This window comes from Stenotrophomonas sp. (assembly GCF_032103445.1).
In the GTDB taxonomy this organism is placed as follows: domain Bacteria; phylum Pseudomonadota; class Gammaproteobacteria; order Xanthomonadales; family Xanthomonadaceae; genus Stenotrophomonas.
Window position 1 is genome coordinate 1 of sequence record NZ_DAMDFR010000001.1, and the last position, 13,447, is coordinate 13,447.

The 13,447-nt window shown below is 65.7% G+C and carries 14 protein-coding genes; 3 read left to right on the forward strand and 11 right to left on the reverse strand.

Going from position 1 to position 13,447, the window contains the following annotated elements:
* Nucleotides 1-157: 157 nt before the first annotated feature.
* The 6 genes from RT551_RS00005 to RT551_RS00030 form a co-directional block, all read right to left on the reverse strand.
* Complete coding sequence (locus RT551_RS00005) at nucleotides 158-433, reverse strand: hypothetical protein (protein ID WP_313454899.1); 276 nt, start codon at nucleotides 431-433, stop codon at nucleotides 158-160.
* A 98-nt stretch (nucleotides 434-531) separates the two neighbouring features.
* The gene (locus RT551_RS00010) at nucleotides 532-1,722 is read right to left on the reverse strand and encodes a methyl-accepting chemotaxis protein (RefSeq protein WP_125359084.1); all 1,191 of its coding nucleotides are present in this window, start codon (nucleotides 1,720-1,722) and stop codon (nucleotides 532-534) included.
* Nucleotides 1,723-1,802: 80 nt separating this feature from the next.
* Complete coding sequence (gene hflD, locus RT551_RS00015) at nucleotides 1,803-2,417, reverse strand: high frequency lysogenization protein HflD (protein ID WP_313454901.1); 615 nt, start codon at nucleotides 2,415-2,417, stop codon at nucleotides 1,803-1,805.
* Complete coding sequence (gene mnmA, locus RT551_RS00020; protein WP_313454902.1) at nucleotides 2,414-3,553, reverse strand: tRNA 2-thiouridine(34) synthase MnmA; 1,140 nt, start codon at nucleotides 3,551-3,553, stop codon at nucleotides 2,414-2,416. The genes hflD and mnmA overlap by 4 nt, the downstream gene beginning before the upstream one ends.
* The gene (locus tag RT551_RS00025) at nucleotides 3,550-4,011 is read right to left on the reverse strand and encodes an NUDIX hydrolase (protein WP_313454904.1); all 462 of its coding nucleotides are present in this window, start codon (nucleotides 4,009-4,011) and stop codon (nucleotides 3,550-3,552) included. The genes mnmA and RT551_RS00025 overlap by 4 nt, the downstream gene beginning before the upstream one ends.
* Nucleotide 4,012: 1 nt before the next feature.
* Nucleotides 4,013-4,474 (reverse strand): hypothetical protein, encoded by a 462-nt coding sequence (locus RT551_RS00030; protein ID WP_313454906.1) that lies wholly within the window; start codon nucleotides 4,472-4,474, stop codon nucleotides 4,013-4,015.
* A gap of 91 nt (nucleotides 4,475-4,565) precedes the next feature.
* Here RT551_RS00030 and clpS point away from each other — a divergent pair, with 91 nt between their 5' ends.
* Nucleotides 4,566-4,895, forward strand: a complete 330-nt coding sequence (gene clpS, locus RT551_RS00035) for an ATP-dependent Clp protease adapter ClpS (RefSeq protein ID WP_311191184.1) — start codon at nucleotides 4,566-4,568, stop codon at nucleotides 4,893-4,895.
* Between the two features lie 252 nt (nucleotides 4,896-5,147).
* Nucleotides 5,148-7,430: an ATP-dependent Clp protease ATP-binding subunit ClpA gene (gene clpA, locus RT551_RS00040; RefSeq protein ID WP_311191185.1), complete on the forward strand. Its 2,283-nt coding sequence runs from the start codon at nucleotides 5,148-5,150 to the stop codon at nucleotides 7,428-7,430.
* Nucleotides 7,431-7,471: 41 nt separating this feature from the next.
* Here the strand turns inward: clpA and RT551_RS00045 are convergent, their stop codons facing one another.
* From RT551_RS00045 to RT551_RS00060, 4 genes are all read right to left on the reverse strand, one after another.
* Nucleotides 7,472-7,840: a hypothetical protein gene (locus RT551_RS00045; RefSeq protein WP_313454911.1), complete on the reverse strand. Its 369-nt coding sequence runs from the start codon at nucleotides 7,838-7,840 to the stop codon at nucleotides 7,472-7,474.
* A 214-nt stretch (nucleotides 7,841-8,054) separates the two neighbouring features.
* Complete coding sequence (gene infA / locus RT551_RS00050) at nucleotides 8,055-8,273, reverse strand: translation initiation factor IF-1 (protein ID WP_005409596.1); 219 nt, start codon at nucleotides 8,271-8,273, stop codon at nucleotides 8,055-8,057.
* 52 nt (nucleotides 8,274-8,325) lie between these two features.
* Complete coding sequence (gene aat, locus RT551_RS00055) at nucleotides 8,326-9,090, reverse strand: leucyl/phenylalanyl-tRNA--protein transferase (protein WP_313454913.1); 765 nt, start codon at nucleotides 9,088-9,090, stop codon at nucleotides 8,326-8,328.
* Nucleotides 9,087-10,217 carry a GNAT family N-acetyltransferase gene (locus tag RT551_RS00060; protein WP_313454915.1) on the reverse strand — a complete coding sequence of 377 codons (1,131 nt, stop codon included), beginning with the start codon at nucleotides 10,215-10,217 and terminating at the stop codon, nucleotides 9,087-9,089. The genes aat and RT551_RS00060 overlap by 4 nt, the downstream gene beginning before the upstream one ends.
* Nucleotides 10,218-10,604: 387 nt before the next feature.
* Here RT551_RS00060 and RT551_RS00065 point away from each other — a divergent pair, with 387 nt between their 5' ends.
* Nucleotides 10,605-12,230, forward strand: a complete 1,626-nt coding sequence (locus tag RT551_RS00065) for an N-acetylmuramoyl-L-alanine amidase (RefSeq protein ID WP_313454916.1) — start codon at nucleotides 10,605-10,607, stop codon at nucleotides 12,228-12,230.
* A 90-nt stretch (nucleotides 12,231-12,320) separates the two neighbouring features.
* Here RT551_RS00065 and trxB read toward each other — a convergent pair whose 3' ends face one another.
* Nucleotides 12,321-13,292, reverse strand: coding sequence for a thioredoxin-disulfide reductase (gene trxB, locus RT551_RS00070; protein WP_313454918.1), 972 nt, complete (start codon nucleotides 13,290-13,292; stop codon nucleotides 12,321-12,323).
* Nucleotides 13,293-13,447: the final 155 nt, after the last annotated feature.

A 13,447-nucleotide genomic window follows, 5' to 3' on the forward strand; every position in this document is an offset into this window, starting at 1 on the left:
TTTTGACGAGCCTACAGGGATGTATTCACGGCGTGTCCCGCAAACCCACCCCGGTACGCCCAAATTCGGAACCGATGAACACCGGCTTTTCGCACAAATCCAACAGCAGCCGGGCAGAGCCCGGCGTTACGTAGCGTGTGCAATCACCGGGACGACGTCACCGGGTGTGCGCGACAGGATCGAACTCGTCGCCGCTGAGGCCCAGATCCCAGGCGAGGCCGGCGTAGGCGGGGTCTGCCGTGGGGGAGGGCGAGGGTGCGGGCTGCGCGGCAATCAGGCGGGCCAGTTCCTGCTGGGCCAGCTGCTCCAGCACCGGCAGCAGTGCGCGGCCGTTCGGCGGTGGGGCCGAAGTGACAGGCAGGCGCGTGGCGTCGACCGGGAGTTCGGTGACGGTGCTGGCGATCAGTGCTGCGTTGGGGGCGTTCAACAGCATGAGGTGTCATCTACAAAGCTGGGGGGAGCTGTGCATGCACAACGGCCCCGGGAGTGGCGGGGCCGTTGGGGTTGCCGTTGCCGGCAGGGTGCATCCGGTCAGAACAGTTCGACCGCGCCGGCCGACATGTTCTGCTGCGCCACCGCCTTGTGCGGCGGGCGCTCCCACTCCACGCGCATGTCGCGCAGGCGGTTGCCGGTACGCTGCAGCGCGCTGACGATTTCTTCGTCGAACACGCCGCCGTTACGGTGCAGCAGCTCCTGCAGGGCCAGCGCTTCGCGGTTGATCGAAGTCAGGCGGTCCAGGTGGGTGTGCACGCCGCCCAGGGCCTGGGTGGCGATGTCTTCGAACTGCAGGGCGCGCACCGCTTCGGCCACGCTGCTGTCGATCGCACGACCGCATTCGGAGATCTCACGCATGCCGTCACCCAGCGACGCATTGATCTGGGCCACGTTGTCCAGCATAGCCGCCGCTTCGTGACGCGCTTCGCGGGAGCGGTCCATGTCGCGCGAGGCCATGTGCGAGACGGTTTCGCGGACCTTGGCGATGGCGTCCTTGGAGCTGTGCGCCAGCTTGCGGATCTGTTCGTTGAAAGTGGTCGAGCGCTCGGACAGGTTGCGGACTTCGTCAGCCACCACCGCAAAGCCGCGACCGGCTTCGCCAGCACGGGCCGCTTCAATGGCGGCGTTCAGGGCCAGCAGGTTGGTCTGGTCGGCAATCGACTTCACGTCTTCCAGCAGTGCGAAGATGCCGTCCAGGTGCTGCGCCATCTGGTCGATGTGCTGAACCGTGGTGCTGCTCTGGCCGCTGACCTGTTCCAGCGCTTCCACCAGCTGTTCCATGCGGTGGCTGGCGTGCTGGGCGAAACGGGCCACGTCGACGCCGGCACCGCCATCTTCACCGGCGCGGTCGACGATGCGGGCCAGGGCCTGGCTCTGCTGGCGGGACTTGCGGTTCATCGCGTCGAAGCTGCTGCCCAGGCCGCCCACCGCGTGGCGGATCAGGTCACGGGCGCGTTCCACTTCACCGCGCGAACCTTCGATTTCATTGCCGACGAACTGGCGCAGTTCGGTCAGCAGCTGGTCCTGTTCACGCAGGATGCGGGCATGCTCGGGGGAGCGCTGCGCCTGGGCGCGGGTGGTCCACCAGGCAAAGCCCAGCCAGCTGAGCGTCATCGTGGTCAGGATCGCCCAGCGCAGAGCGGCGGGCCAGTCCAGGCCGATGGCCAGGGGGAGCAGGAGGGTCAGGACCAGGGGGGCGGCCAGACGGATGAAAATGCGTGAGTACATGGACGTTCTCGGGAGGTGCACGGTGAATGTATCGGCCGTACCCCCCGGAGCTTTAGCGGCAGTGCACAAATTGCCGCGGGTCAACGCAAATGGCGGTCCACGGCCTCGACCATCGCCTTGCGCGAGATCAGGAAGTCCCAGTACTGCCCACCGGTCTGCCGCCACAGCACCGCCGAACGCACCGCGGCCAGCAGCAGGGCGCGGATCTCGGCAATGACCCCGGCCTGGCCCAGGTAGTGCGGGTTGCCCTGGACCATCACCCGCGGCTTGAGGTGACTGATGGTGTCGGCATACAGCGCTCCCAGCGCCGCCAGCACGTCCGGGTGTGCGCTGTCGCCCAGTTCGGCGGCCTGGCGCTGGGCGCGGGCGATGCCCTCGCTGACCGCGCCAACCACGTCACCATTGCGCACGAAGGTGCGCTCCAGCTGCAGCACGGCCAGCGCCAGGCGCGGCAGGATCTCGTCCTGGCCCTGGTTGCGGAAGTAGTTGTGCAGCAGGCGCAGGCCGGGGGCCAGCTGGGCGGCGTTGCCGTAAATGGCCTGCGGGCTGTCGGCATCGATCCGGAACACACTGTCGATGGCGGTGCGGACCACGCCGGCCTCCGAATGCCCGGTTTCGGCGATACGGCGCACCTGCTGCAGGGCCTGGGCAATACCGGCCAGCGCAAGCACACGGTCGTCGACGGAAAAACTCATGCAGCAGTTACCTCAAAAGGAGAAGGGGTGGTCCGCAGCCGCTGCTCCAGCGGCGCGTCGGTGGCGGCGATCACCGCGCCACCCAGGCAGACCTCGTTGTCATACAGCACCAGGGATTGACCGGGGGTGACGGCCCGCTGCGGCTGGGCGAAACGGACGTCCAGCGTGCCATCATCGCGCACCGCCACCGTGCAAGGCTCGTCCGGCTGACGGTAACGGGTCTGCGCGGTGCATTCGAACGTCCGGGCCGGCGGCGCGCCGGCAATCCAGTGGGCCACCTCTGAATGCAGACGGGTGGACTGCATCCACGGACTCTCACGGTCCTGGTCCACGTACAGCACGTTGCTGGCCACGTCCTTGCCGACGACATACCAGGGTGCGGCCGGGCGACCGCGCACGCCGCCGATGTTCAGGCCCTCGCGCTGTCCGAGGGTGAAGTAGAAGACGCCGGGGTGCTGGGCGATCACGTTGCCCTGCGGGTCGTGGATCTCGCCGCTGCGCGCTGGCAGGTAACGGCCGAGGAACTCGCGGAAATCACGCTCGCCGATGAAGCAGATGCCGGTGGAGTCCTTCTTGGCGTGGGTCGGCAGCCGCGCATCGCGGGCGATCCGGCGCAGGTCGTTCTTCTGCAGGTCGCCGATCGGGAACAGGGTGGCGGCCAGCTGGGTCTGGCCCAGTTGATGCAGGAAGTAGCTCTGGTCCTTGCTGCGATCGGCACCGCGCAGCAACGCCCAGCGCCCACCCACCTGGGCGACCCGCGCATAGTGGCCGGTGGCTATGCGTTCGGCCCCCAGTTCGCGGGCCGCGTCCAGGAAGTGCTTGAACTTCACTTCGCGGTTGCACAGCACGTCCGGGTTGGGGGTGCGGCCGGCCGCGTATTCGGCCAGGAAGTGCTCGAACACGCCCTGCCAGTATTCGCTGGAAAAATCGCGGAAGTGGAACGGAATGTCGAGCAGGCCGCACACTGCCACGGCATCGCGGCGGTCGTCCTCGGCGCGGCACTCGCCGCTGCCGTCATCGGCCCAGTTCTGCATGAACAACCCGGCCACCGGCTCGCCCTGCTGGACCAGCCGCCACGCGGCGACCGAGGAATCCACGCCGCCAGACACGCCGACCATGATGCGGGGCGTACTCATGCCGCTTCCTTCACCAGTGAAAGGGGGTAGCGCTGGCCAGCGAGGTAGTCGCTAACGACCTGCTGCACCAGCGGGCTGCGCAGTCGCGCGGGTTCGGCCTGCAGTTCGGCGGGCGTCAGCCACAGCGCGCGCAGGATGCCTGCGTCCAGTGGCAGGGCCGGATCATGGGCGACCGGGTCGCCGGCAAAGGCGAAGCGCAGGAAGGCGGTTCCGTCCGGAGCGGTCCACTGGTAGCAGCCGACGAAGGCGGTCAGTTCGACCTGCCAGCCGGTTTCCTCCAGCACCTCGCGCACCGCGGCAGCGGCCAGGCTTTCACCCGGTTCCAAGTGGCCGGCCGGTTGGTTCAGCACGGCGCGGCCGTCGATGGACTCCTCGACCAGCAGCAAGCGGCCGTCACGGACCACCACGGTGGCCACGGTGACATGGGGAGCCCAGCGCTGTTCAATGGCGGTGCTCACGTCAGTACTCGTCCTGCCCGGTCAAGGCGCGTTCCATCTCGTCGGCCGTATGCGTGGCCGCATCGATTGCATCGGCCAGGACCGGGCCGTCGGCATCGGCGTCGACCTTGACCACGAACATGGCCAGTTGCTGCTGTTTGACCCAGCCGCCCAGCTTGGCGCTTTGGGCATCTTCCAGCAGGCGGTTGGCAATTTCGGCGCTGAACTGCTCCGTGGGTGCGTTGTAACCGGGCGACCAGATCTCGCGGATGCGGTGGCTGCCATAGTCTTCGACCGCCGAGCGCACGAATACCAGCTGGGTACGGTCGTTTTCGACATCAAAGACCATCTTGTAGTCGCCGTCCTCGTCCACCTCGTACGGGTAGCCGAGTGCGTCCAGCGCGTTGGCAACGGTTGGATCGGGCGTGGCGGCGTGTGCGCCGAAGGCCGAAGCCATCAGCAGCAGGGCGAGGGTGGTCTTCATGAAAGCCCCGTGAAAGTCCTATGCATGAGCGAATTGTGACGGGCGCGGCCAGCGGCGTCCAATCCGGCGGGGCCGCGTTTATACTAGGCGGATGCCTCGCGAGCCTTCCCAAGAACCCCATCACGACCACGGTGTTGCCCTTGAACCGGCACGTCCGGAGGTTGCGCCGCCGCCTTTCTATCAGGTGATGCTGCTGAACGACGACTACACCCCGATGGATTTCGTGGTGACGGTACTGCAGCACTTCTTCTCCATGGACCTGGACAAGGCCACCCAGGTGATGCTCCACGTGCACACCCGGGGCCGCGGCGTGTGCGGGGTGTTCACCCGCGAAGTGGCCGAATCGAAGGTCGCCCAGGTCAACGAATTCTCGCGCATGAACCAGCATCCGCTGCTGTGCACGATGGAGAAAGCGGGGTAAACCCCGCCGCGCGTGGCCGCTTCGCGGCCCGGCGCACGTCCTTTCCTGAAACAGCGCCAGGGAGCCGCCGGGGGGGCGGAGGGCGCGCGAAGGGGCCATGACATTCTCATCACAGCCGGACGGCCAATGCTGGGCGCAGGTCCGGGCATCGGGCTGCGAGTGCCAACACTGTCTGAACGCACCCTTCCATCAGGGTGATGGAATTTCCGCCGCTAGGCCGCATATTGTTCTCAACTGCCGCCGGAGTAGAACATGTTCAGCAAAGACCTCGAACACACCATCGGACAGTGCTACAAGCGCGCCCGTGAGGCCCGGCATGAGTTCATGACGGTGGAACACCTGCTGCTGGCACTGTTGGACAACCCGTCCGCCCAGGCCGTACTCAAGGCCTGCGGGGCCGATGCCGAGCGCCTGCGCCAGGAGCTGGAGCAGGCCATTGAAGCCTCGGTGTCCCGCCTGGCCGACGATGACGGCCGCGACACCCAGCCGACCCTGGGCTTCCAGCGCGTGCTGCAGCGGGCCGTTTACCACGTGCAGTCCTCGGGCAAGAAGGAGGTCACCGGTGCCAACGTGCTGGTCGCCATCTTCGGCGAGAAGGACTCGCACGCGGTGTACTACCTCAACCAGCAGGACGTGACCCGGCTGGACATCGTCAACTACCTCTCCCATGGCATCGCCAAGATGGGCGAGGAGGGCGAGGTGCCGCCGTCGGGCGAAGCCGAAGGGCGCGCCGAAGGCGGGGAAGGCGAAGGCAAGGGGGATGCCCTGGCGGAATTCGCCAGCAATCTGAACGATGCGGCCCGAAGTGGCCGGATCGACCCGCTGGTCGGGCGTCGCGACGAGATCGAGCGCACCATCCAGGTTCTGTGCCGCCGCCGCAAGAACAACCCGCTGTACGTGGGCGAGGCGGGCGTGGGCAAGACCGCCATTGCCGAAGGCCTGGCCAAGCGCATCGTCGAAGGCTCGGTGCCCGAGGTGCTGGCCGACGCCGTGATCTACTCGCTCGACCTGGGTGCGCTGGTGGCCGGCACCAAGTACCGCGGCGACTTCGAGAAGCGCCTGAAGGGTGTACTGACCGCGCTGAAGAAGATGCCCAATGCGGTGCTGTTTATCGACGAGATCCATACCATCATCGGGGCCGGCTCGGCCTCGGGTGGCACCATGGACGCCTCCAACCTGATCAAGCCGGCGCTGGCGTCCGGTGAGCTGCGCTGCATCGGCTCGACCACGTTCCAGGAGTACCGCGGCATCTTCGAGAAGGACCGTGCGCTCGCCCGTCGCTTCCAGAAGATCGACATCGTCGAGCCGACCGTGGGCGAAACCTACGAGATCCTGCAGGGGCTCAAGCCCAAGTACGAGGCGCACCACGGCGTGACCTATGCCGACGACGCGCTGCAGGCGGCGGTGGACCTCTCGGTCAAGCACATCGGCGACCGCCTGTTGCCGGACAAGGCCATCGACGTGATCGACGAGGCCGGCGCCCGCCAGCGGCTGCTGCCGGAGGGTGAGCGCAAGGAACTCATCGATATCGAGGAAATCGAGACCATCATCGCCAAGATGGCGCGCATCCCGGCCAAGCAGGTCAGCGCCACCGACAAGGACGTGCTGCAGCATCTGGAGCGCAACCTGAAGATGGTGATCTTTGGTCAGGACCCGGCCATCGAGACGCTGTCGTCGGCGATCAAGCTGGCCCGTTCAGGCCTGGGCAACCCCGACAAGCCGATCGGCAACTTCCTGTTCGCCGGTCCCACCGGCGTGGGCAAGACCGAGGTGACCAAGCAGCTGGCGCTGCAGCTGGGCATCGAGCTGGTGCGCTTCGACATGAGCGAATACATGGAGCCGCATTCGATCAGTCGCCTGATCGGTGCCCCTCCGGGCTATGTCGGTTTCGACCAGGGTGGCCTGCTGACCGAGAAGATCGTCAAGACCCCGCACTGCGTGCTGCTGCTGGACGAGGTGGAAAAGGCCCACCCGGACATCTTCAACATTCTGCTGCAGGTCATGGACCGCGGCATCCTCACCGACACCAACGGACGCGAAGCCAACTTCAAGAACGTGGTGCTGGTGATGACCACCAACGCCGGCGCGGCGCAGGCCTCGCGTCGTTCGATCGGCTTCACCCGCCAGGACCATGCCACTGACGCGATGGAAGTAATCCGCAAGAGCTTCACGCCGGAATTCCGCAACCGCCTCGATGCGGTGGTGCAGTTCCAGCCGCTGGGCTTCGAGCACATCCTGCGCGTGGTGGACAAGTTCCTGATCGAGCTGGAAATGCTGCTGCAGGAAAAGCACGTCAGCCTGTCGGCCACGCCGACCGCGCGCGACTGGCTGGCCCGCCACGGCTTCGACCCGCTGATGGGCGCGCGCCCGATGGCCCGGGTCATCCAGGACAAGGTCAAGCGTCCGCTGGCCGACGAACTGCTGTTCGGCAAGCTGGTCAACGGCGGCCGGGTCAGCATCGACGTCCGCGACGACGAGCTGTTCGTCGAAGCCCAGGCTGAGCCGGAACGACGGTTGCCGGCCACGGTAGAGTAAGACAAAGGCCCCGGAACTCCCGGGGCCTTTTCTTTGCCAGGTCAGCGGCGTGCGCGTGTGGCGAAGGCTTCCGCCGTGATCGGTTCCAGTGTGGTTACGTCGCAGCTGGCAGAGTCGGTGCGCAGCTTGCTGGCGCGGCCACCGCACAGCTGGCCTTCGTTGCCGCGGGTGACGAAATCGAGCTTCTTCGAGAAGCCCGCACTGCTGCAGGAGCTGGCAAAGTGCACGATGTAGTGGTCGCTGCCGTTACGCAGCAGGATGGAACGGTCTGCACCCTTGCGGACCAATTGCTGGTCACTGGACAACGTAATGCAGTCGCTGCCGGCTGCAGCCGGGGCAGGGGTCTGCGCCATGGCAGTGCCGGTGAGAGCGGCGGAGGCAAGCAGACACAGGGTAAACAGGCTCTTCATGTCGGGGGCCATTCGGGTGGCGGTCCGGAGTGGACCGGGTGCCAAGATGACGCTGTTCAGGCCCGTGCGAATCTGCTTCAAGGCAGCCTGACCGATGTCAGGGTGAGGGCGGTCACAGTGACCAATGACCCAATGAGCTGAATTGCGCCCACGCAAAAAGGCCAGCGCAAGGCCGGCCTTCTGTCGCAACCCCCGCAGGAGTTACGCCAACCGCTTACTTCATGCGGTAGGTGATGCGACCCTTGGTCAGGTCGTACGGCGTCATTTCAACTTTGACGCGGTCGCCCGTCAGGATGCGGATGTAGTTCTTGCGCATGCGGCCGGAGATGTGGGCGATGATTTCATGCCCGTTTTCCAGTCGAACGCGGAAAGTGGTGTTCGGCAGCGTTTCGCTAACGGTGCCTTCGAACTCGATGGAGTCGTCTTTCGACATGTAGTCCTGTGCAGTTCTGTAAACGGCCGATCTGGCCTCAAGGGCGGGCATTTTACGCGTCTGGGCCGGATGATGCAAAGGTATCGTTAAGCTGTCGCGCGGGGATCACCCCAAACCGCTGCCGCCACGAGCCCACGAACCCCTCTTCACGCACCTGACGCCGGACCAGGGTCAGGAACTGCTCCCGGGGCCAGTGCTCGGCCCCCATGCGCAGCAGGTGGTCGTTCTCCACCTGGGCGTCCAGCAACGGCCAGCCCCAACCGTGCAGGCAGCGGGCCAGGCCGGCGAGGGCGACCTTGGAGCCCCCGCTGACCGCGCTGAACATGCTTTCGCCGAAGAACATGCGACCGATCGCCACCCCGTAGATGCCGCCGACCAGGGTGTCGCCATCGAACACTTCCACCGAGTGCGCATGACCCAGCGCATGCAGGGCTTCATAGGCCAGCACCATGTCGTCGCTGATCCAGGTGCCGTCCTGGCCCGGTCGCGGGCTGGTCGAGCAGGATCGGATCACGGTGCCAAAGCACGTATCGGCGCGCAGGATCCAAGGGCTGTGGCGCAGGCTGCGGCGGAACCTGCTCGACAGGTGCACGCCATCGGTACGGAACACCATGCGCGGGTCTGGCGACCACCACAGCGGCGGCTGGCCCTCCGAGAACCACGGAAAGATGCCGCCCGCATAGGCGTTGAGCAGGCGCACCGGCGACAGGTCGCCGCCCACGGCCAGCAGGCCGTCCGGTTCGCGCAGGGCGGTCTGCGCCGGCGGGAACGGCGCGTCAGGCCGTGGATCCAGTTGCCACGGGTAGCGACGGCTCATGCCGGCTCCCGCGCCTTGAACGGGCTGTGCTCGGACAGCGCCACGGCATAGCGGTCGACGTCGGCGCGCTCCTGGTCGCACCAGCCAGCCAGTGCACCGGCGAAGTCCGGTTCGGCCAGCCAGTGCCGGCTGCGCACCCGCTGCGGCAGGAAGCCACGGGCGAGCTTGTGTTCTCCCTGCGCCCCGGGCTCGAAGCGCGCCAGCCCTTCACGCAGGCAGTAGTCGATGCCCTGGTAGTAGCAGGTCTCGAAATGCAGGCCCGCCAGCGGCGCGCCGCCCCAATAGCGACCGTAGAGGGTGTCACCGCCGCGTAGGCACAGGGCTCCGGCCACGGCTTCGCCGTCGGCCATGGCCAGGAAGATGACCAGCTGCCTGGGCATCGTGGTGGCGAGGTGCTGCAGGAAGGGCAGGGTGAGGGCGGGTGCGTTGCCGTACTCGGCAAAGGTCTGCAGGTAGAACCCATGCATGGTCTGCAGGTCATCGGTGCTCGCTTCGTCGCCGTGCACGATGCGGTAGCGGATGCCGGTGCGGGCAAGCTTGGCGCGCTCCTGACGGATGTTCTTGCGGTGCTTGTGGTTCATGTCGGCCAGGAAGCCATCGAAATCCATCCAGTGGCCAGGGTTGTGCCACTGGAACTGGATGTCCTCGCGCAGCAGCCAGTGCGCATCGAATGCCGGGTCTTCGTCCTGCAGGTGAAAATTGACGTGGGCAGAGGACCAGCCCATGCGTTCCACGTCATCGCGCAATGCGCGTACCAGCGCGGCGCGATGGCGGCTGTCGCGCGCCAGCAGGCGCGGGCCGGTGACCGGCGAGTACGGCACCGCGCCCAGCCACTTGGGGTAGTAGTCCAATCCGTGCCGCGCGTAGGCGTTGGCCCAGGCGTGGTCGAACACGAATTCGCCGTGCGAGTTGTCCTTCAGGTAGCCCGGCACAGCGCCGACCAGGGTGTCGCCCTCCCATAAGGTGAAGTGACGTGGACGCCAACCCCACTCCGGGCGCAGGCAGCCGTGCGCTTCCAGCCCCGCCAGGAAGGCATGACTGACGAACGGGTTGGTGCCGTCGTGCAGGGCATCCCAGTCCGCGGCAGGGAGGTCGGTCAGGCGGTGCAGAAAACGTGACTCGGTCATGCCCGAAGGATAGGGCAGCCGTGGCGAAAAGGGGTGATCCCACCGCACCCCGAGCCATCCACGACATTCCGTACGGACACGCCATGCGTGTCCAGCGCGATCCAACCGCCGCCATTGCCCATGCAAAGCGCATAAGAGGCGAGTTGCGCCATCTGTGATGTCGTCGGTCCGCAGCGGAACGTCAAGGCCGGGGCATGGTTTCAGGCGCTGTTTGCAAGTTCGACGCAGAAAAACGTTGACAGCTTCAGAGGTCTGTTCCCGGCGAGGAAAAGCTCATTTTCAGCGCCCTGAAAAAGAGCGACGCAGTGCTCACTTTTGGCGCATCGCGAAGAGCAGAGTCCGCCGGCGCATCGCCCGATGCGCGAACGACATTCAAGGAGCATCAACATGGTCGAAAACATCCCGCGTCTCACATCGGGAAACCGCGCACTCATCCTGGGCATCGCAATGGCGCTTCCACATGCGGCGAACGCGCAGACCTTCGGATTCGAGGAATCAGATGCCGTGGCAGGGTTGGAGACGAACAGCTCACCACAGATCGCCACGGAGCGGCCCAGTTCGATAGGTAGTGCAGCGCAGACGCCGGTGCCGATTCACCCGCAACCGAGGAGTGATGCTGATTCGGACGCGCCGTGGTACGTGGATCCAGAGCTGATTCACGTGCTTGAGAAGGAAGCGTCAAGGAGGGTCTCCGCGCATGTCCAGCACCGAGGTGAACTGCGCGTGGTCGATGTGAGCGTGTCCATCGATCTGTCGACGATGAGAATCCTGGCGGACGTAAAGGATGGCTACCGACCAGAACCGGACGGTGACGAAATGTTCCTGCAGGAGCTGGCAGTGACACTTCGACACTACGCCGAACAAGCTGGGCTTCCGATCAGTGACGTGGACATCCATTTCCAGGGGCATCCGCTCAAGTACTACTACCCGGAAGAGCTGGAGGTGCCGCCTCGCGCCAGGAACAATCCCGCGAACCAGACCGCGATGGTTTCCGCGGGTCACGGATTGGTCCGAGTGCACCCCGCGCTCAGCTGGGACTTCCAACGACCGGTCGCTTTCGGATTTCGTGAGGACATGATCACCCCCGCCTTCGGGGACGCCCTGCAGCGGCTGCTTGAGGAGCGCAGCACGCTGACGGTTCATCGGGCAAGGAGTCGATCGATGGAGCTTCACCCGAATTCGAATCGGCCATGGGAGCAGATGTCGTCCAGGTATCACATCAAGGCGCTGCTTCCGGATCGCCGTGATCTATGGAACTCGCTCCCGAATCTGGCCACCAACGACCGGGAGGTGAAAGAGGACATTCGTGTGCGCCCCTTGTACGCCAATCATGTGGATGCAGGCACGATGATCAGCCTTCACACGAACGGAAATGACTCAAGCATGGTTCGCGGCGTCGAGGTCTACTACCACGTTGACAAGCCCGGGGATCGTCCGCTGGCTACAAGCGTGCTGTGCGGAATGCGGGAGCTGATTCGTGCGCAGCCCGGATACGAGAATTTCCCGGTGCGGGACGGGGCGAACGCCGGGAACCATGGCGAGAATCGCCTTGGCACGATGCCCTCAGTGCTGGTCGAAATCGCCTACCACTCCAATCCGGAGGATTCGGCCGCCTTGCAGGACCCGATCTTCCGCACTGCCTCCATGAAAGGTGTGGAAAAGGGCATCCGCCTGTTCCGTGAAGGAAAGACCTGTGAGCCGTTCGTGTTGGCCCCGCTGCCGGATGTCTCGCTGCCCACGGGTAGTTCAAAAGAGCAGCCCATGGTGTTCGCCGGCAATCCGCAGTTCCCGGTCACCATGGAGTTCACCACCGCCAATTGCAGCAAACCCGGGGCGTGCAAGCCGAGCAAGACGACCTTCGACGATCCGAACGCGCCGATCAAGGCGAACATGCGCTGCCACGGCACCCTGACCGGCACCGCCCGCTGGAGCGTCGTCCTGCGCGACGTCGACGGCGTCGCCACCGACCCGGTGGAGTTCCAGCAGACCTGCCACAAGCCCGGAGCCGCGTAGCGACGCGCCATGCGCGTCGGCAGGTGCCGCAGAAACAAAAAGGGGACGCGCCAGGCGCGTCCCCCAGATGGCCAGAGGCCAATCGGAACCTCAGGCCAGCGCGCCCTTGGCATCCAGGTAACGCTCCGCATCCAGCGCGGCCATGCAGCCGAAGCCAGCCGAGGTGATCGCCTGGCGGTAGTGCTGGTCGGCCACGTCGCCGGCGGCGAACACGCCTTCCACCGAGGTCTGGGTGGCGTTGCCGCCCAGGCCCGAGCGGATTTCCAGATAGCCGTTGTTCATGGCCAGCTGGCCGTCGAACAGGGCGGTGTTGGGGTGGTGGCCGATGGCCACGAAGAAGCCATGCGCGCTGATGTCGCGGGTGCTGCCGTCCTGGGTGGACTTCACGCGCACGCCGGTGACACCGGCGTCGTCGCCCAGCACTTCTTCGATGGTGTGGTGCCACACGGTCTCGATCTTGCCGGCCGCGACCTTGGCGAACAGCTTGTCCTGCATGATCTTTTCCGCCTTCAGGGTGTCGCGGCGGTGCACGAGATAGACCTTGCGGGCAATGTTGGACAGGTACAGCGCCTCTTCCACGGCAGTGTTGCCGCCGCCGACCACCACCACGTCCTGGTCGCGGTAGAAGAAGCCGTCGCAGGTGGCGCAGGCCGACACGCCGCGGCCCTTGAAGGTTTCCTCGGTCGGAATGCCCAGGTACTTGGCGGTGGCACCAGTGGCGACAATCAGTGCGTCACAGGTGTACTCGGCGCTGTCGCCGATCAGCTTGAACGGGCGCTGCGACAGGTCGGCGGTGTGGATGTGGTCGAAGATGACCTCGGTCTCGAAGCGCTCGGCATGGGCCTGCATGCGGGTCATCAGGTCCGGACCCATCAGGCCGTGGGCGTCGCCCGGCCAGTTGTCCACTTCCGTGGTGGTCATCAGCTGGCCGCCCTGCTGCAGGCCGGTGATCACCACCGGCTTCAGGTTGGCGCGGGCGGCGTACACGGCGGCGGTCCAGCCGGCCGGGCCGGAGCCCAGGATGACCAGCTTCTGATGACGGGAAGGCTTGGAATTGCTCATGTAGACTCGCGTAAAGAAGAGTGGGGCGGGGTGCCGGGGGTGATTGCCGGTGCCCATGTTCACGCCATAGAGTGGCGGCACGGGCGAGGTGATTCAAGGCGACCAATGGAACGCGGCAACCTGTGGGGGACAGGGCCGGGTCTACCAGGGTGCCC

Coding starts and splice junctions, on each gene's coding strand:
- RT551_RS00045 (WP_313454911.1), bottom strand. CDS start 7,840: ATGAAGAGCCTGTTTACCCTGTGTCTGCTTGCCTCCGCCGCTCTCACC.
- RT551_RS00030 (WP_313454906.1), bottom strand. CDS start 4,474: ATGAAGACCACCCTCGCCCTGCTGCTGATGGCTTCGGCCTTCGGCGCA.
- aat (WP_313454913.1), bottom strand. CDS start 9,090: ATGAGCCGTCGCTACCCGTGGCAACTGGATCCACGGCCTGACGCGCCG.
- RT551_RS00065 (WP_313454916.1), top strand. CDS start 10,605: ATGGTCGAAAACATCCCGCGTCTCACATCGGGAAACCGCGCACTCATC.
- RT551_RS00005 (WP_313454899.1), bottom strand. CDS start 433: ATGCTGTTGAACGCCCCCAACGCAGCACTGATCGCCAGCACCGTCACC.
- hflD (WP_313454901.1), bottom strand. CDS start 2,417: ATGAGTTTTTCCGTCGACGACCGTGTGCTTGCGCTGGCCGGTATTGCC.
- clpA (WP_311191185.1), top strand. CDS start 5,148: ATGTTCAGCAAAGACCTCGAACACACCATCGGACAGTGCTACAAGCGC.
- mnmA (WP_313454902.1), bottom strand. CDS start 3,553: ATGAGTACGCCCCGCATCATGGTCGGCGTGTCTGGCGGCGTGGATTCC.
- RT551_RS00060 (WP_313454915.1), bottom strand. CDS start 10,217: ATGACCGAGTCACGTTTTCTGCACCGCCTGACCGACCTCCCTGCCGCG.
- RT551_RS00010 (WP_125359084.1), bottom strand. CDS start 1,722: ATGTACTCACGCATTTTCATCCGTCTGGCCGCCCCCCTGGTCCTGACC.
- clpS (WP_311191184.1), top strand. CDS start 4,566: ATGCCTCGCGAGCCTTCCCAAGAACCCCATCACGACCACGGTGTTGCC.
- infA (WP_005409596.1), bottom strand. CDS start 8,273: ATGTCGAAAGACGACTCCATCGAGTTCGAAGGCACCGTTAGCGAAACG.
- trxB (WP_313454918.1), bottom strand. CDS start 13,292: ATGAGCAATTCCAAGCCTTCCCGTCATCAGAAGCTGGTCATCCTGGGC.